Source organism: Bradyrhizobium paxllaeri (assembly GCF_001693515.2).
Lineage (GTDB): Bacteria > Pseudomonadota > Alphaproteobacteria > Rhizobiales > Xanthobacteraceae > Bradyrhizobium > Bradyrhizobium paxllaeri.
The window spans coordinates 540,307-557,407 of sequence record NZ_CP042968.1; the positions used below are offsets into that span (position 1 = coordinate 540,307).

Genomic DNA, 17,101 nt, shown 5'->3' on the forward strand with positions numbered 1-17,101 from the left:
GCTGTCGGCGCCGGCACTTGGTGTTTGCAGCAAGGGAGGATAGCTTGAACGCGCAGGCTTCCGAAACATTTTTCGCGTGGGACGATGACGCAGCTCACTGTCGTGATCATTGGAGGCGGAATCGGCGGATTGTTCGCCGCAAACGCGCTGATCGCGCACGGCTTCAAGGCTTCCGTCTATGAGCAGGCGCCCGCGCTTGGCGAGGTCGGGGCAGGGGTATTTCTGACGCCCAACAGCGTGCGGCAATTGCAGCGGGTCGGCCTCGGAGATCAGGTGGAAAGACGGGGGGCCAGGGTCGGCACCGGCTCCCATTATTTTCGCCACGACGGCGCGCCGATCGCGCCGGTTCAGGTGACGGACTCGGCCGGCTGGAATGCGACCTTCGGCATGCATCGCGCAGACATGGTCGAGATTCTGGCCGGCGCCTTGCCGCCCGGCGTGGTGCACACGGGCCGTCGCTGTACCGGTTTCGAGCAGGTCGATGAAGTTGCGCGGGTGACATTCGACAATGGCGCCGTCGCTGAGGCTGATGTCGTCATTGCTGCTGATGGTATTCACTCGGAGCTCCGGCGATATGCGGCGCCGCCGTCACGGCCGGTCTTTCACGGCTCCGTCGCCTATCGCGGCGTGCTGCCGCATCGGCGCATTCCGCACTGGCCGACCGATCGCTGGCAGATGTGGCTCGGCAAGGGAAAGCATTTCCTCTCCTTTCCGGTGCGATCGGGTGAACTGATCAACTATGTCGGCTTCGTGCCGGCCGATGCAGAAATGAAGGAATCCTGGTCGGCGCCCGGCGACGCGGACGTGCTGCGCCGCGAGTTCGAGGGCTGGGACCCGCGCATCGCCACGTTGTTGAGCCAGGTCGACAAGACGTTCCGCTGGGCGCTGTATGATCGCGAGCCGCTGCCAACCTGGACTCGCGGTCGCTTGACACTGCTCGGCGATGCCGCGCATCCGATGCTGCCGCATCTCGGTCAGGGCGCCAACCAGTCGATCGAGGACGGCATGGCGCTGGCGACCATTCTGGCGCGGGTGACGCGCGCCGATGTACCGGCTGCGTTATCGGCTTATGAGCGGCTGCGGCGCGAGCGGGTGGCGGCGGTCCAGCGCGGCGCGCGCGAGAACGGGATGCGCTACGACTCAACCTACGCCGATCTCGGCGTTCGCGATGCCGAGATATCAGCCCATGCAGCGTTCCGCAGGCGGCTTTACGACCACGACGTGGTGCCGGAGGCGCAAGCGGCGGCAGCTTCCCTGGGCTGAACAGGCGTTGCGCGCGATCGCATTAACCGTGCAATAACCTTCCCGGCCATTGACGGACATTTTATGCGCACGCGCGGCGTTTCGCGCATTCCTTGTGCACCCACGGCGCGAGTGCCAGTGTCCCGGCAGCCACGCTTCGATTTTGCCGCGTGCATCTGTGGTCCGTATTGAGCCGACACACGCAAGGCGTGTGTGCGACCACTTCATCAGGCGGCGCGTCGCCATGCACAACAGAAGTTTCTACGACAAGAGATACCTTTTTTTCAGAGACTTGTCTGAAAACTTTGCGCGCAAAGTGCGAGTAGAGCGTTGTAATGCCGAAGAAGAAGCCGAAAGCAACCGGGAAACCGAAGAAGTCGATTGTGCGTTTTCCCGGCCGGCCGGCAAAGCCCGCTGCGAAGCTTTCAACCAGCCGCGAAGACCGCGACATCATCGGCCTGCGCGCCAACATCACCGAGTTGAAGCAGCGCGAGGCGTCGTTCCGGCTGCTGTTCGATAGCAACCCGGTTCCGATGATCGTGTGCGCGCAGGGTGACGAACGAATCCTCGCCGTCAATGACGCTGCCATTGCCCATTACGGTTATGGCCGCAGCGAATTCGAGAAGTTGACGATCCGCAACCTGCAGGCCTTCGACGTCGAGCCGCCATGGGCCGGCGAGCATGCCGGCGACGAGCGCGCCGCCCACGCTTGGAAGCATGTCAGGGCCGACGGCGAGCTGATCGATCTGGCGATCTATTCGCGCCAACTCGTCTACGGCGGCCAGCCCGCGGTCCTGCTCGCGCTGATGGACAGCACCGAACGCAAGCGCGCCGAGGCGCGGCTGACATTCATGGCCCAGCATGACGGCCTGACCGGGCTGCCGAACCGCAATCTGCTGCGTCAGCAGATGGACGACATCCTGCTCCACACGCGCCGCAACGCCGAGAAGGTGGCGGTGCTCGTGCTCGGCCTCGACCATTTCAAGGCGATCAACGATACGCTCGGCCATGGCGTCGGCGACAAGCTCCTGCGCGGCGTCGGCAAACGATTGCAATCGATGTTGCGCAAGGACGATGCGTTGGCCCGGCTCGACTCCGACGAATTCGCCGTCGTGCTGACCGGCGTGACGCGGCCCGAGGATGCGGTGTTCATGGCGCGACGCCTGCTGGATGCGATCGGCGATCCCTATCTTCTCGACGGGCATTCCGTCGTGATCAGCGCCAGCATCGGCATCGCGATGTCGCCGGGCGATGGTGATGAATCCGAGAAGCTTCTGAAGAACGCCGACCTCGCGCTGTCACGCGCCAAGAACGATTCCCGCGGCACGTTCTCGTTCTTCGAGGCCGGGATGGACGCGCGCGCCCAGACCCGTCGCAAGATCGAAACCGAGCTGCGCGAGGCCGTCCAGGGCGATGCGCTGCGGCCCTATTACCAGCCGTTGGTCGATCTTGCGAGCGGGCGCATCACCGGCTTCGAAGCGCTGGTGCGCTGGCCGCATCCCGAGCGCGGCATGATCTCGCCGGCCGAGTTCATCCCCGTCGCTGAGGAGACCGGGCTGATCAACGCCGTCGGCGGCTTGATGCTGCGCCGTGCCTGCACCGATGCGGCGCAATGGCCCGACGATGTCCGCGTCGCGGTTAATCTGTCGCCGCTGCAGTTCCGCGTCGGCAATCTGTTGTCGCTGGTGGTGGATACGCTGAAGCAGTCCGGCCTGCCGGCGAAGCGCCTGGAGCTCGAGATCACCGAGACGCTGCTCTTGGAAAAGAGCAGCGAGGTGCTGGCGACGCTGCATGCGCTACGCGCGCTCGGCGTCCGCATCTCGATGGACGATTTCGGCACCGGCTATTCCAGCCTGAGCTACCTGCGCAGCTTTCCGTTCGACAAGATCAAGATCGACCAGTCCTTCGTGCGCGACCTCGCCGCCAATCCCGACGCGCAGGCGATCGTGCGTTCGATCATCAGCCTCGGCAAGGGCCTCGGCGTCACGATCACGGCCGAAGGCGTCGAGACCGAGGCCGAGGTGAGCTGCCTGCGCAACGAGGGGTGCCACGAGGGCCAGGGTTTTCTGTTCAGCCGCGCGCGCCCGAATGGAGAGATCGTCAGCCTGTTGCAGACGCAGGGTAACTGGAGCGCCGCGGCGGGTGCGGCGCTGGTGGCGTGAGGCTCGTCATTGGTGGCGTGCGTCATTCCGGGATGGTGCGCTAGCACCAGACCCGGAATCTCGAGCTTCCGGGTTCGATGCTTCGCATCGCCCCGGAATGACGATCATCTCTCCTTCCGCTTCCTCGCATGATACGTCAGCGCCAGCGCCACACAGTGGCGCAGCGCTTTCTCGGGAAGCTTCTCGCCGGCGTCGAGTAGAATGGCGCGGTTGCCGCTGTAGCGCAGTTCCGGATAGAGCTCGCGAAAGGTCTCGACCAGATCGGTCTGGCAGTGGAAATAGACCGCGTAGCGGCCGGCTTCCGCCTTCACCTGGTCGATCCGGATCGTGCTGCCGCTCTTGCTCTCGGTCGTGAGATAGCTCGGCTGACCCCATTTCAGCGTCTCTTCCAGCGCGCCGACGCCGTTGGTCGTCTTGGCGGTATCGAAGATCAGCTGGCGCAGCGCCGATAGCTTCGCCTTGACCGGACCGGGATAGGTGCTGAAGACGGCTTCTACCGCGGCATTCGCAGCCGCAATCGACGGCCGGCCGGCGCTACGCTTTGCCGCTTTCTTCCGTGCCGTAGCTTTCATGGAGGTCCGCGCATCCTGCCAAGGTCTGACTGCCAAGAGCTGTCGCGCGCAGCCTAGAGCAGGATGCAATCCGGCGGAAGCGGAAACGAAACGCCTAGCGCCGTCGCGCAGTCTTGCGCGCGCCGGATCGCGACGTCTTGCGTGCGCTGGATCGCGTTGTCTTGCGGGCGCTAGACCTTGCCGCTGCCTTTCGCTTGCGCGTGGCAGCGGCCTTCTTCGCCGAGCGGGATCGCGCTGCCGCGGGCCGACGTGCCGCGGCCTTGCCGCCGCGCGGGCCGCCGATCCGGCCACCCTTTTTCGCTGAGACGTTGGTGTCCTTTACGCCGCGTCCCGAGCCGCTCTTGTTGCCGCCGCCGGTTTCCTTGTTGACGGTCGCCCAGGCGCGCCGCTCGGCTTCCTTCCTGCCGATGCCACGCTTCTCGTAACCTTCCTCGATATGCTCGGCCTTGCGTTTCTGCTTGTTGGTGTAGCTCGATTTATCGCCGCGGGGCATGGGTCATCTCCCTCGCTGTTGCCATTGAAGCGCAACGCATACACGGCGAGGGGGTTCCGAAAGCGGCGGAGGTGATCGGTCGCTACGGATCCCTAAGCGGCGTCGCGCAGGCCTGCCAGGAACGTGTCGACGCTCTTGTACAGCGCGCTCGCTTGCTGGCCGAGCTGGTCGGTTGCGCTCGCCACATTATCGGCGAGGGCGCGCGACTGGTCGGCAGACTGGCTGGCGCCGCTCACGTTGACCGAGACTTCGCCGGTGCCGGTGGCCGCCTGCTGGACGCTGCGGGCGATTTCCCGCGTCGCCGAATCCTGCTCTTCCACGGCTGCGGCGATGGTGGTGGCAATAGCGCTGATTTCGCGGATGGTGTCGCTGATGCCGCCGATCGCCTTCACGCAGTCGCCGGTCGCGGATTGAATCGCCGCGACCTGCCCGGCGATTTCCTCGGTCGCCTTCGCGGTCTGGCTGGCAAGCTGCTTGACCTCGGATGCGACGACGGCAAAGCCGCGGCCGGCCTCGCCGGCGCGTGCCGCCTCGATGGTCGCGTTCAGCGCCAGCAAGTTGGTCTGGCTGGCGATCGCCCCGATCAGGCGAAGCACGTCGCCGATCTTTTCCGCCGCGGAGGCGAGGCTGCTCACCATCTCGGTGGTCTGTCCGGCCTTGATCACGGCGTTATCGGCGACCTGGCTGGAATGGGTGACCTGGCGGCCGATCTCGGCCACCGAGGACGCCAGCTCCTCGGTCGCGGCGGCAACCGCATTGACGCTGGCGGATGCCTCGTCGGAAGCGGCCGCCGCGGCGGCGGCCCGGTGCGAGGTGCCGTTCACGCTGGTCGCGATCTCGCCGGCCACGCGCTGCATGTCGGTTGTTGCCTGCGCGACCGCGGCGACGACGCTCTTGACGTCGGTCTCGAAGCGATCGGCCATCTGGCGCTGCATGGCCTTCTTCTCGAGTTCAGCCTGCTGCTTGGTGGCTTCCTGCGCCTCGCGCATCCCGCGCGCCTCGATCATGCTGCGGCGGAACACATCGACCGCGCTCGCCATGGTGCCGAGTTCGTCGCGGCGCTCGCGGCCGGGAATCGTGACGTCGATCTCGCCGCCGGAAAGGCGGTTCATGACCGCCGTGATCGCGGCCAACGGACGCGACAGGCCGCGACCGAGCAGGAACGCCAGCACGATCGCGCCAAACAGGATGGCGACCGTACCGAGGATCAGGTTGCGCTGCGAGCTCGCCGCCGCTGCTTCATACTCGGTCGTATCCTTGATGATCTCGAGAATGCCGACCGGTTGGCCGGCGTAGTTCTTGATCTGCCCGAGATAGAGCGCGGCGGGCCGGCCGCCAATCGTGGCGTCCCGGCGCAACGGCTGGCCGTCGAACACGCCCTTGAGCTCGTCGGCGGTCGTAACCGCTTCGTCGCCGAAGGTCGTGGACAGCTTCTTGAAGGCCTTGCCGTCGTATGAATAGACCGCAAGGTCGATGCCGAAGCGCTTCTTGGCGCGATCGACGAATTCCTTGCCGAAGGCGGCGCCGACGTCGACATTGGCCAGCGTCTTGCCGTCACGCACGATCGGCGTCATGCCGAAGATCGAGAGCGCCTCGCGGCCGGGCTCGACGCCGACGATGGACTTGCCGGTCTTGATCGCTTCCACCACGGTGGAGCGCCGTGCGGAAGCATCGTCGTCGAACACTTTTGGCGCATGGACACGGTAGACGGAAATCGCAGGCGCCCGCCAGAACGAGATCAGCGGGATGCCCTGCGCTTTCATCGGCTCCAGGGCCTCGCCGAGCAGCTTGCCCAATGCATCGCGGTCGGTCTTTGCGAGGGCATCAGCGACAGGCGGCAGGGCTGCGATCACGGATGAGACCGCGAGCGCGGCCCGCCCCTCATAGTCGATCGCGGCGATCACGCTGTCATATTGCAGTTTGAGCTGCTGATCGAGTGCGAGCTGTGTCAGCGAGCGTTGCTGGATGATCGAGAAGGTTCCGAGGATGCCGCAGGCGACGGCCACCGTCAGCGAAATGGCGAGGATCAGTCGAACGGCGATCGAACGAATCTTGAACATGAGAAATACGCAATGCTCCAGGGGCGAGGCTTCCCAAGAGATTTCATGAATTGTTTAACAACAGGGGGCGCTGGCAGGTCCGTAGAACTACGGACTGAAATCCATCACCGCATCGTCGGTGGGGTGTCGAGATTGCCTGATAGGATCGCCTTGCCCGCATCCTCGTAATGCGCGTCGCGGCCCTGGATCTGCTGTGCGATCGCATGCATGTCGCGAAAGCGGCGCTCGAACCCGTTGGCGTTGAACACGGCGGTGGCGCCGGCCATGCGATAGGCGGTGTCGACCACGGCGGCCGATTGATGGATGGTCCAGGTGGTGGCGATGCGAAGGGCGATGCGGTGCGCTTCCGTGATGGCCTCGCCGCCCGACAGGTCGCGCCAGACCTCGGCGGCGGTCGAATACAGATAGGCGCGGGCGCCGCGCCATTGCGCCTCGGTGCGGCCGATCAATCCCTGCACGGCATTGTTGTCGCGCATCGCCTTCAGCGCCTGCGGGGTCTTGGCGCGGGCAAGGTCAATCGCCGCATCGAGCGTGGCGCGGGCGACGCCGAGCGAGGTTGCCGCAAAGCCCATGCCGAACACCATGTTGGTGGAGAGCTTGTATAGCGGCCCGCTTTCGCGCCGCGCCGCCGGCTCGTCGCGAAGCGCTGCGAATTTTTCCGGGATGAAGAGATTGTCGACCGAATAGGAATCGGTGCCGGTGCCCCGCAACCCGATCACGTCCCAGACGTCGTGCATCGTGGCGCTGGTCACCGGAAACAGGATGGTGCGAATTTCGGCGGAGCCGTCCTTCTTGCGCCGCGGCGTGCCGTCGGCCTCGACGACGCGGACATGGGCGCCGAGCCAGCTCGCCTGCCGCGAGCCGGAAGCAAAGTCCCAACGCGCACTGGCCTTGTAGCCGCCCGGAACCGCCTGCACTTCATGATTGATCGCGCCCCATGCGAGAATGCCGGGCGCGACGTTGAAGATCTCGTTGGCAGCGTCAGGATCGAGATAGGCCGCGGTCATCGCACAGACGCTGCACTGGCCGAGGCACCACGCGGTCGAGGCGTCGGCTTTTGCTACCTCCTCCTGCATCTGCATGAACGCTTCAAGCGAAGCCTCGGCGCCGCCAAAACTCTTCGGCAGCAGTGCGCGGTAAAGCCCGTTCTCGATCAGCGCCGCCGTTACCGCCGGGGTCAGCCGTCGCGTCCGCTCGATCTCGTCCGCCTCGTTCACGATCAATGGCGCCAGCGCCCGCGCGCGTTCCACGAGGTCGATCCCGGGCTGCCTGTTCATGCGTTTCCTCGCATTTTTCTTTTTCTTGGGTTGCTCTCGGTTCTCACACCGTCGCCCGCCCCAGATCGAGCGACGATTGCGGCGGCCGCTTCGCTGACGGGAAGCTCAACGCCACCGCGACGGCCGCCATGCCGATGGCGAACGAGCCGACGTAAAGCCAGTTGTAGGCGTGGAAGGTGTCGAACACCCATCCGCCGGCCAGCGGCCCCAGCGCCATGCCGAGGCTAGCAAAGGCGGAGACGGCGCCGAACATGCTGCCCATGATGCGCACGCCGAAATATTCGCGCACCAGCACGGCATAGAGTGGCATCACGCCGCCATAGGCGAGGCCGAAGACCACCGACAGCGCGTAGAATTCGCCGAGCTGGCCGACCGCGAGGTAGGTGGCGATCGACAGCGCCTGCACGAACAAGCCGCCGACCAGAATGTGCTTGGCGCCGAAGCGATCGGCCAGCACGCCGAGCAGCAGCCGGCCGCCGAGACCGGAAAATCCCGCGAGGCTGTAGACCGTGACCGCCGTTAGCGGCGCGATACCGCAGACCATGGCATAGCTGACCAAGTGGAAGATCGGCCCGGAATGCGCCGCGCAGCAGGCGAAGTGCGCGCCTGCCAGAATGATGAATTGCGGTGTTCGCAGCGCCTGCGCGACGGTCCACTGCCCGTCGGGCGCGTCGGTTCCGTTTGCTGCCTCGGGCGTTGAAGGCTCCGGCGGCTGCCGCACCAGCAAGGAGGCCGGAATCAACAGCGCCAGAGCGACGATGCCGATCACCAGCATCGCCGTGCGCCAGTCATAGGACGCGATCAGCCAGCTTGCGAAGGGAGCGACGGTGAGCGGCGATACGCCCATGCCGGCCGACACCAGCGCCACTGCGAGGCTCCGGTGCTGTTCGATCCACGCGCTCGCGGCCGCCACCATCGGCGCGTAAAAACTGCCGGCCGCAATGCCGATCAATACGCCGAACGCCAACTGGAATTGCCACAGGCTGGTGGCCTGGCTCGCGCCGATCAGGCCGGCGCCGAGCAGCAGCGTACCCGAGAGCACCACGATGCGGGTGCCGAAGCGGTCGGACAGCGTGCCCCAGAAGAACGCCGCCAGCCCCATCGCGAGAAAGTCGATCGTCGCGGCCGCCGAGATGCCGCTGCGCGACCAGCCCATGTCGTGCGAAATTGGCTGCAGGAACACGGCAAGCGACAGCATCGAGCCGAACGCCACGCACGTCATCAGCGCACCGGCGCCGACCACGACCCAGCCGTAGGAAGACCCGGCGGACTTGCCCATGCGATTCCCCGCTCTTTTTGTAATTATGATCTGAGCGGGGGCGATGGTGGCCTATCCGGCCTGCGAGGGCAAGACGAACGCGGCTGTTGACAGCGATCCGTCGCGACGGCGGTCGGCACCCGTTCTACTTTGCATGGGGTTGTTTTCGCGATTTTGTGTCCAGGCCCACATCGGAGAGGCGCCACACCCGGCTCACGAGATCGTCAGTGCTTCGCGACGGACGCCTCAGCTATCCACCTTCAGCGCCGCGATAAATGCTTCCTGCGGGATGTCGACCTTGCCGAACTGCCGCATCTTCTTCTTGCCTTCCTTCTGCTTCTCCAGAAGCTTGCGTTTGCGGGTGATGTCGCCGCCGTAGCACTTGGCGGTGACGTCCTTGCGGAGCGCGCGGACGGTTTCGCGGGCGATCACCTTGCCGCCGATCGCGGCCTGGATCGGGATCTGGAACATGTGCGGCGGAATCAGTTCCTTCATCTTCTCGACCATGGCGCGGCCGCGGCCTTCGGCGCGGGTGCGGTGCACCAGCATCGACAGCGCGTCGACCGGCTCGGCGTTGACGAGGATCTGCATCTTGACGAGATCGGCCACCTTGTAGTCGGTCAGATGATAGTCGAACGAGGCGTAGCCCTTCGACACCGACTTCAGCCGGTCGTAGAAATCGAACACCACTTCGTTGAGCGGCAGATCGTATTTCACCATCGCGCGGGAGCCGACGTAGGTGAGCTCCTTCTGCGAGCCGCGTCGATCCTGACACAGCTTCAGCACGCTGCCGAGATATTCGTCCGGCGTGAGGATCGTCGCCTCGATCCACGGCTCCTCGATGTCGGCAATTTTGACGACGTCGGGCATGTCGACGGGATTGTGGATCTCGATTTCCTGGCCGTCGGTCAGGTGCATCTTGTAGATCACGCTTGGCGCAGTCGCGATCAGGTTGAGGTCGAACTCGCGCGACAGCCGCTCCTGGATGATTTCCAGATGCAACAGACCGAGGAAGCCGCAGCGGAAGCCGAAGCCGAGGGCCGCGGAAGTTTCCATCTCGAACGAGAAACTCGCGTCGTTCAGCCGCAGCTTGCCCATCGCCGCGCGCAGCGTTTCGAAATCGTCGGCGTCGACCGGGAACAGGCCGCAGAACACCACGGGGATCGCCGGCTTGAAGCCCGGCAGCATTTCGGTGACCGGCTTCTTGTCGTCGGTGATGGTGTCGCCGACGCGGGTGTCGGCGACTTCCTTGATCGCCGCGGTGATGAAGCCGATCTCGCCGGGGCCGAGCTCGTCGACCTGCTGCATCTTCGGCGTGAAGAAGCCGACGCGCTCGACGTCGTAGGCCGCGTTGGTGCCCATCATGCGGATGCGCTGGCCCTTCTTCATGGTGCCGTTGACCACCCGAATGAGCACGACGACGCCGAGATAGACGTCGTACCAGCTATCGACCAGCAGCGCCTTCAGCGTCGCATCGCGGTCGCCCTTTGGCGGCGGCAGGCGGGTGACGATGGCTTCCAATACGTCGGGCACGCCGAGCCCGGTCTTGGCCGAGATCATCACGGCGTCGGAGGCGTCGATGCCGATCACGTCCTCGATCTGCTGCTTGACCTTGTCGGGCTCGGCCGCCGGCAGGTCGACCTTGTTGAGGACCGGCACGATCTCGTGATTGTTGTCGAGCGCCTGATAGACGTTGGCGAGCGTCTGCGCTTCCACGCCCTGGCTGGCGTCGACCACGAGCAGCGATCCCTCGCAGGCCGCCAGCGACCGCGAGACTTCGTAGGCGAAGTCGACATGGCCGGGCGTGTCCATCAGGTTGAAGATGTAATCCTTGCCGTCCTTGGCGCGGTAGTTCAGCCGCACCGTCTGCGCCTTGATGGTGATGCCGCGCTCGCGCTCGATATCCATGGAATCGAGCACCTGTTCCTTGCCCGCCATTTCGCGATCTGTCAGCCCGCCCGTCATCTGGATCAGGCGATCGGCCAGCGTCGATTTGCCATGGTCGATATGGGCGACGATGGAGAAGTTGCGGATGTTGGAAATGGACGAGGTTGTCATGGGGCGCGGGATAGCATTCACGCTCCTGTGCGGCAACCATCTTGCTGTATTTTAAGGGGGTTTCTTCACGGCAAGCTGATTCCACTCGGCCCCAAAACACGCTACGGAGTGGGCCATGTCCACTGCATCCATTTCGCCCGCGGCCGCGCGCGGCAGGCGTTTCCCATCGATCCAAAGGCTGACAGCGTGGCTGGCCTCGCAGGCCAGCGATCCCAAGGCTGGGCTCTGGCTGGTGACCGGCTTTGCCGTGGTCCACGCCGTGCTGTGGACGCTGATTCTGGTCAACCTGAAGACCGGGCAGGACGTCCATATGGACGTCGCGGAGGCCTTCGCCTGGGGCCAGAAGTTCCTGCTCGGCTATGGCAAGCATCCGCCGCTCTCCGGATGGGTTGCCGGCGCCTGGTTCATGCTGTTTCCGGTCACCGACTGGTCAAGCTATGCGCTGGCGATGGCGACGCTGGCCTGTGGGCTCGTGATCTGCTGGTGGCTGGCGCTGCGCGTGGTGGATCATCGCCGCGCGTTCTTCGTCGTGGTGATGCTCGCGCTCTATCCGATCTTCAATTTCAAGGGCTTCAAGTACAATCCCGACCTGTTGCAGCTCGTCACGCTGCCGCTCGTCGTGCTGGCCTATCTCGATGCGTTTGAAAAGCGCAGCATCAGATCCGGTGTGTGGCTCGGGCTTGCCGGCGCGCTGGCGCTGATGACCAAATACTGGGCGGTTACCATGATCGGCGCCATCGGCCTTGCCGCGCTGATCCATCCCGCGCGCCTGCAGTTCCTGCGTTCGCCGGCGCCGTGGGTCGCTATCGTCACGCTCGTCGTCGCGATGTTTCCGCATTTGATGTGGCTGGAGCAGGTGAACTTCGTTCCGTTCACCTATGCCGGTGACACCTATACGCTTACCGACCGCACCACGATCAACGAGCTCGTGGTGGGCTATATCGGACATAATCTCGCATTGCTGGCCTTGCCGGTGGTGCTCGGTGCGATCGCGCTGATGTGGCGGCCGTGGCGTTTGACGCCGTTTCCGGCTTTCGCGCGCGGCGCCAATTCAGGCGTGAACACGTCCCAGGCGCTCAATGTCTGGATCATCCAGGCCGTGGTGGCGGTCGGGCCGCCGCTCGGTGCGTTGATCCTGCATTTCTACCTCAAGACCGATTGGGGTATCCCGCTGTTCTTCCTGACACCGCTCGCGCTGGTCGCGATATCAGCGGTGCGGGTCCGGAAAGTCGCGCTGATGAACCTGACGGCGACCTGGCTGGTGATTTCGCTGATTGTGCTGGCGATATCGCCCAGGATCGTCGCCTATGAACTCAGCGAAAAGCGCACGGCAGGCGCGACCTACCGGGCGCGCTCCGAACTTGCCCGCGAACTGACGGAAGCCTGGCACACCCGCTTCCGATCGCATTGGCCGGTGGTCGCCGCCTATACCGATACCGGCCAGCCCGTCACCTTCTACAGCCCCGATCATCCGGCGTCACTGACGCCGGACGAACCGTGGTCGTCGGGCCTGACCTCGCTCGACGAAGCGAAGCGATCCGGCTTCATCGGCATCTGCGAAACCGGCGACTGGAAGCTGGAAAAATGCGAGGCGTGGATGAAGACCCATGCCGCCAATGCCGAACGCATGGTGATGACCACGCGGCGATTCTTCTTAGGTCACCCCGGCCCCGCGACGGCCTGGAACATCTACATCGTGCCGCCGGCCAAGTAGCTGCGGCTAGAAACGTGAGGGGCAACGCATGAATCTCGATCTGACGGACAAGACGGCGCTGGTTACCGGCTCGACGCGCGGCATCGGGCTTGCAACGGCCATTGGCCTTGCGCAGATGGGCGCGGCGGTGATCGTCAACGGGCGTGAGCAGACGGCGGTCGACAAGGCCGTGGCAAAAGTCCAAGCGGCGGCACCGTCGGCCAAGGTGCATGCGGCGGCGTTCGACCTCGGCGATGCGGCGGGCTGTGCTGCGCTGGTGGCGCAATTCCCCGATGTCGACATCCTCGTCAACAATCTCGGCATCTACGAACCAAAGGGCTTCTTCGAGATCGAGGATGCCGATTGGTCAAAAATGTTCGAAGTCAACGTGATGAGCGGGGTGCGGCTGACGCGGCATTATCTGAAGCGGATGCTGGATCACAAGGACTGGGGCCGCGTCGTGTTCGTCTCCAGCGAATCCGGCGTCTTCATTCCGAAGGAGATGGTGCATTACGGTTTTTCGAAATCGGCGCAGCTCGTCATCGCGCGCGGCGCAGCCGAGACGACCAGGGGCACCAACGTCACCGTGAATTCGGTGATGCCCGGCCCGACCTGGGTCGAGATGGCGCCGGTGCGTCTGGCCGCGCGGGCGAAAGCCGCGGGAACGACCGTCGACGATCTCGTCTCGCGCACCTTCAGCGAACGCCGCCCTGCGTCGCTGCTGCAGCGCTATGCCAAGCCGGAAGAAGTCGCGAATCTGATCTGCTACGTCTGCTCAAAAGCCTCCAGCGCCACCAACGGCGCCGCGCTCCGCGCCGACGGCGGGATTGTTACGAATCCGTTTTGAGTTATCAGGCCGTGGTGCCGTAGGGTGGGCAAAGCAAAGCGTGCCCACCATCCGTGTCAGCTGCTCGGATAGATGGTGGGCACGGCGCTATCGCGCCTTTGCCCACCCTACAAATTCCTCGCAAGCGCGGAGAGGTGAGGCAGAGCCATTCAGCTCAGCCTCTCACACACCCTCTTCATTAAACTTGTCGGCAATGAGCGCGGCGATCGCATCGACCGCGGCTTGCGCCTCGGGGCCGGTCGCGGAGACCGTAACGGTGGTTCCAGGCCCCGCCGCCAGCATCATCAAGCCCATGATCGAGGTGCCGCCGACGGTTTCATTGCCGCGGGTCACCCAGACCTCGGCGTTGAAGCGCTCGACCATCTGGACGAACTTGGCCGAGGCCCGCGCATGCAGGCCGCGCTTGTTGATGATGAGAAGTTCCCGCGAGATGGCGCCGGCCGGCACGCCGGACCCGAGTTCCTTTCCGGGCGCGGCGTCGTCGCTCATTTGCCGGCGAGCACGCGGCTCGCGATGGTGACGTATTTGCGCCCGGCTTCCTGCGCCATGGCGATGGCATCGGGAAGCGAGCGCTCCTCGCGCACCTTGGCAAGCTTGACCAGCATGGGAAGATTGATGCCTGCGAGCACCTCCACCTTCGGGCGGCTCATGCAGGAAATCGCTAGGTTGGAAGGGGTGCCGCCAAACATGTCGGTAAGGATGGCGACACCATCGCCGCTGTCAACGCGATTCACCGCTTCAATGATATCGCTTCGACAAAGATCGGAGTCGTCCTCGGCTCCAATCGTGATGGCTTCGATTTGTTTTTGCGGACCCATGACATGTTCGAGCGCCGCCTTGAACTCGTCGGCAAGGCGCCCATGGGTCACAAGCACTAGACCAATCATCGGAAACTCCTCGCGGGTGCTTTTTGGTGCACCGCACGAACGCGCCACTTTGACCATCCAGAGGCCCCGCGCAAGAGGGCATCTTGGCTATTGTTCCGGAATTTGCCGGTAAGAAGTGAGGCCTGCGCCGGATTAATCGGTGGCGATATTGGGGCTTATATGGTTACCAATTCCCTTCGAGCAATCGTCCAAAGGTTTGAAGGAACCGGAACCATCGGTTGTAGTCAGGGCAGCTGCAATCAGTGGGAAGGGGTCAAAGCCCACCGGGACGGGAATTCGCGGTAGCAAAACACCATTAAGGCGGATTCTGAGCGCTTCCGGCGGCGGTAGCCGCTCCGCGTCGCCGGCTGCGAGATCGGCGACGAGGCCGACCATCGCCTCGCCCACGAAGTCGCAGCGGCGGATCCCGAGGCCCCGGACCTCGATCAGGCCGGCCAGTTCCCGCGCCGGCCGGACCCACAATTGTTCGGCCACTGTGTCGAGATGGACACGGTCATCGCCGACCAAAACGGCCGGCGGAAGCTGTCCGGCGCGTCCGGCGAGAATCAGATCGAAGGCAAGTCGCGACTTGCCGGCCCCCGACGGTCCCCGGATCAGCACGGCGCGCTCGCCCACCAGTACGGCGGAGGCGTGCACGCTGGCTTCCCCCGTCATAGCGCGGGCAGCCGGACCACGAAGCGCGCGCCAGCCACGCTCGGCTTGCCGTCAGCGTCGGCCGGGCCGTGGCGATTTTCCGCCCAGATCCGCCCGTTATGCGCTTCGATGATCTGCTTGGAGATCGAGAGCCCCAGGCCTGAGTTCTGGCCAAAGCCCTGATGCGGACGGTCGGTGTAGAAGCGCTCGAAGATGCGCTCCAGCGCATCCTCGCCGATGCCCGGCCCGTCGTCATCGACGATGATTTCGATTTCCGAACGCGCACGGCGGCAGGTGACGCGCACTTTCCCGCCGGGGGTGGAGAAGGATTGCGCATTGGACAAGAGGTTGGAGATCACCTGTCCGAGCCGGGAATCATGGCCCGGCACCAGGAATGGGTCGGTAGCTCCGCGGCCCTCGAAGCGCGCCTCGACTGCGACGTCGTGACCCAGCCTGGTTTCGTTGGCCACCGAGGTCAGCGTCGTCAGCAACCGGCGCAGATCGACCGGCGCCATGTCCTGGCGCTGCAATTCGGCATCGAGACGGCTGGCGTCGGAGATGTCCGAGATCAGCCGGTCGAGCCGCTTGACGTCGTGCTCGATCACCTCGAGCAGGCGCGCGCGGCTGGTGTCGTTGCGCGCCAGCGGCAGCGTCTCCACCGCCGACCGCAGCGAGGTCAGTGGATTCTTCAATTCGTGAGCGACGTCGGCGGCGAACATCTCGATCGCCTCGATGCGGCTATAGAGCGCATTGGTCATGTCGCGCAGCGCGCCCGAGAGATGGCCGATCTCGTCGCGGCGGCGAGTGAAGTCGGGAATCTCGACACGGGTCTGGATGCGCCGGCGGACGCGCTCGGCGCCGTCGGCCAGCCGCCGCACCGGACCTGCGATCGTGCTCGCGAGCAATAGCGACAGCACGATCATGACCGCGGAGGCAACGCCGCCCACTTTCAGGATCGCCAGCCGTTCGGCGGTCACCATCTGGTCGATGTCGTCGCCCTGCGTCGACAGCATCAGCGCGCCATGCACGGCGCGGAAGCGCTGCACCGGGACGGCGACCGAGACGATCACCTCGCCGCGGTCGTTGACGCGCACCATGCTGCTTTTGACGCCGTCGAGCGCCTGTACGATTTCCTGGTAGCCCTTGCCGTTTTCGGGGCCGAGCTCGCGATAGAGCGGCAGGTCGCCGCGATTGAGCCAGGTACGGATCGAGATCGTGGCGCGCTCGACAAAACCCGGCTTCTCCGTCGACGGCGGCGGCAGTTCGAACCGCATCACGTCGCCGCGGCCATAGAGACTGCGGCTGTCGAGGATCATGCCGCCGTCGCCGCCATAGATGCGCGCGCGCGTCTTGGTCGGCGAGATCAGCCGCCGCAACACCGGCGCGACGCGCTCCGGATTGATCGGAAAATCAAGCCCCGAAGATTCGTCCGGCGCGCCGTAGCTTTCGCCGGGCTTGAGATCGAGCAGGCGGTCGGGATCGATGGTGATGGTGTTGGTTTCGACGGTGGCGGAGGCGGCGATCGCGCCGGCGATGATTTCAGCCTGCACCAGGAGGCTCTGCGCCCGCGCATCGATCAGGCCGGCACGGAATTGCGAGAGATAGAGAATGCTCGCCACCAGCGCGACGAGGCCCGCCAGATTGAGCGAGACGATGCGGCGCGTGAGGCTGGAGAAGGAGAGCGCGAAGAAGAACTGTCCGGCCCGTCGCAGCCAGCCGAGCGGCCGCCGCCAGCCCGTCTCGCCGACACTAACCTCGGCGGCAACGCGTTCCCGTTCGAGGAGCTCCAGAGCATCCTCGTGGTTCAGGCTGGGATCGGGCTGCGTTCGATCTAGCAATGGCCGAGCTGCCGGTTGTGATGCGCCGTCTTCTAGTTCTACGCTTCTACGTCGTCCGGGCGGATGTGTCAGTCAACACTT

The 17,101-nt window shown here is 64.7% G+C and carries 14 protein-coding genes; 4 read left to right on the top strand and 10 right to left on the bottom strand.

The window, feature by feature from the left end; translation table 11 throughout:
• The first annotated feature begins 84 nt into the window (after positions 1 to 84).
• Both LMTR21_RS02545 and LMTR21_RS02550 read left to right on the top strand, forming a co-directional pair.
• Positions 85 to 1,263 carry an FAD-dependent monooxygenase gene (locus LMTR21_RS02545; protein ID WP_065751751.1) on the top strand — a complete coding sequence of 393 codons (1,179 nt, stop codon included), beginning with the start codon at positions 85 to 87 and terminating at the stop codon, positions 1,261 to 1,263.
• Between the two features lie 314 nt (positions 1,264 to 1,577).
• Positions 1,578 to 3,404 (top strand): putative bifunctional diguanylate cyclase/phosphodiesterase, encoded by a 1,827-nt coding sequence (locus tag LMTR21_RS02550; protein WP_084030495.1) that lies wholly within the window; start codon positions 1,578 to 1,580, stop codon positions 3,402 to 3,404.
• A gap of 104 nt (positions 3,405 to 3,508) precedes the next feature.
• Here the strand turns inward: LMTR21_RS02550 and LMTR21_RS02555 are convergent, their stop codons facing one another.
• The 6 genes from LMTR21_RS02555 to lepA form a co-directional block, all read right to left on the bottom strand.
• The gene (locus tag LMTR21_RS02555; RefSeq protein WP_084030496.1) at positions 3,509 to 3,976 is read right to left on the bottom strand and encodes a DUF1801 domain-containing protein; all 468 of its coding nucleotides are present in this window, start codon (positions 3,974 to 3,976) and stop codon (positions 3,509 to 3,511) included.
• Between the two features lie 94 nt (positions 3,977 to 4,070).
• The gene (locus tag LMTR21_RS02560; protein ID WP_065751752.1) at positions 4,071 to 4,469 is read right to left on the bottom strand and encodes a hypothetical protein; all 399 of its coding nucleotides are present in this window, start codon (positions 4,467 to 4,469) and stop codon (positions 4,071 to 4,073) included.
• A 92-nt stretch (positions 4,470 to 4,561) separates the two neighbouring features.
• A complete protein-coding gene (locus LMTR21_RS02565; protein WP_065751753.1) occupies positions 4,562 to 6,529 on the bottom strand; it encodes a methyl-accepting chemotaxis protein in 1,968 nt (655 codons plus the stop codon).
• A 104-nt stretch (positions 6,530 to 6,633) separates the two neighbouring features.
• The gene (locus tag LMTR21_RS02570; RefSeq protein ID WP_065751754.1) at positions 6,634 to 7,806 is read right to left on the bottom strand and encodes an acyl-CoA dehydrogenase family protein; all 1,173 of its coding nucleotides are present in this window, start codon (positions 7,804 to 7,806) and stop codon (positions 6,634 to 6,636) included.
• A gap of 43 nt (positions 7,807 to 7,849) precedes the next feature.
• Complete coding sequence (locus LMTR21_RS02575) at positions 7,850 to 9,085, bottom strand: MFS transporter (protein ID WP_065751755.1); 1,236 nt, start codon at positions 9,083 to 9,085, stop codon at positions 7,850 to 7,852.
• A 225-nt stretch (positions 9,086 to 9,310) separates the two neighbouring features.
• Entirely contained in the window at positions 9,311 to 11,122 is a 1,812-nt protein-coding gene (gene lepA / locus LMTR21_RS02580; RefSeq protein WP_065751756.1) for a translation elongation factor 4, read from the bottom strand.
• Positions 11,123 to 11,237: 115 nt separating this feature from the next.
• Between lepA and LMTR21_RS02585 the strand changes: the two genes are divergently transcribed.
• Both LMTR21_RS02585 and LMTR21_RS02590 read left to right on the top strand, forming a co-directional pair.
• Positions 11,238 to 12,836 (top strand): glycosyltransferase family 39 protein, encoded by a 1,599-nt coding sequence (locus LMTR21_RS02585; RefSeq protein ID WP_065751757.1) that lies wholly within the window; start codon positions 11,238 to 11,240, stop codon positions 12,834 to 12,836.
• A gap of 28 nt (positions 12,837 to 12,864) precedes the next feature.
• Positions 12,865 to 13,662 carry an SDR family NAD(P)-dependent oxidoreductase gene (locus LMTR21_RS02590; protein ID WP_148635927.1) on the top strand — a complete coding sequence of 266 codons (798 nt, stop codon included), beginning with the start codon at positions 12,865 to 12,867 and terminating at the stop codon, positions 13,660 to 13,662.
• Between the two features lie 162 nt (positions 13,663 to 13,824).
• Here the strand turns inward: LMTR21_RS02590 and LMTR21_RS02595 are convergent, their stop codons facing one another.
• From LMTR21_RS02595 to LMTR21_RS02610, 4 genes are all read right to left on the bottom strand, one after another.
• Complete coding sequence (locus LMTR21_RS02595) at positions 13,825 to 14,151, bottom strand: HPr family phosphocarrier protein (protein ID WP_057839662.1); 327 nt, start codon at positions 14,149 to 14,151, stop codon at positions 13,825 to 13,827.
• On the bottom strand, positions 14,148 to 14,549 hold the full coding sequence (locus LMTR21_RS02600) for a PTS sugar transporter subunit IIA (protein ID WP_024339151.1): 402 nt from the start codon (positions 14,547 to 14,549) through the stop codon (positions 14,148 to 14,150). The genes LMTR21_RS02595 and LMTR21_RS02600 overlap by 4 nt, the downstream gene beginning before the upstream one ends.
• Before the next feature lie 132 nt (positions 14,550 to 14,681).
• Positions 14,682 to 15,203 carry an HPr kinase/phosphorylase gene (locus LMTR21_RS02605; RefSeq protein ID WP_065751759.1) on the bottom strand — a complete coding sequence of 174 codons (522 nt, stop codon included), beginning with the start codon at positions 15,201 to 15,203 and terminating at the stop codon, positions 14,682 to 14,684.
• Positions 15,200 to 17,020 carry a sensor histidine kinase gene (locus LMTR21_RS02610; RefSeq protein ID WP_065751760.1) on the bottom strand — a complete coding sequence of 607 codons (1,821 nt, stop codon included), beginning with the start codon at positions 17,018 to 17,020 and terminating at the stop codon, positions 15,200 to 15,202. The genes LMTR21_RS02605 and LMTR21_RS02610 overlap by 4 nt, the downstream gene beginning before the upstream one ends.
• Positions 17,021 to 17,101 lie beyond the last annotated feature (81 nt).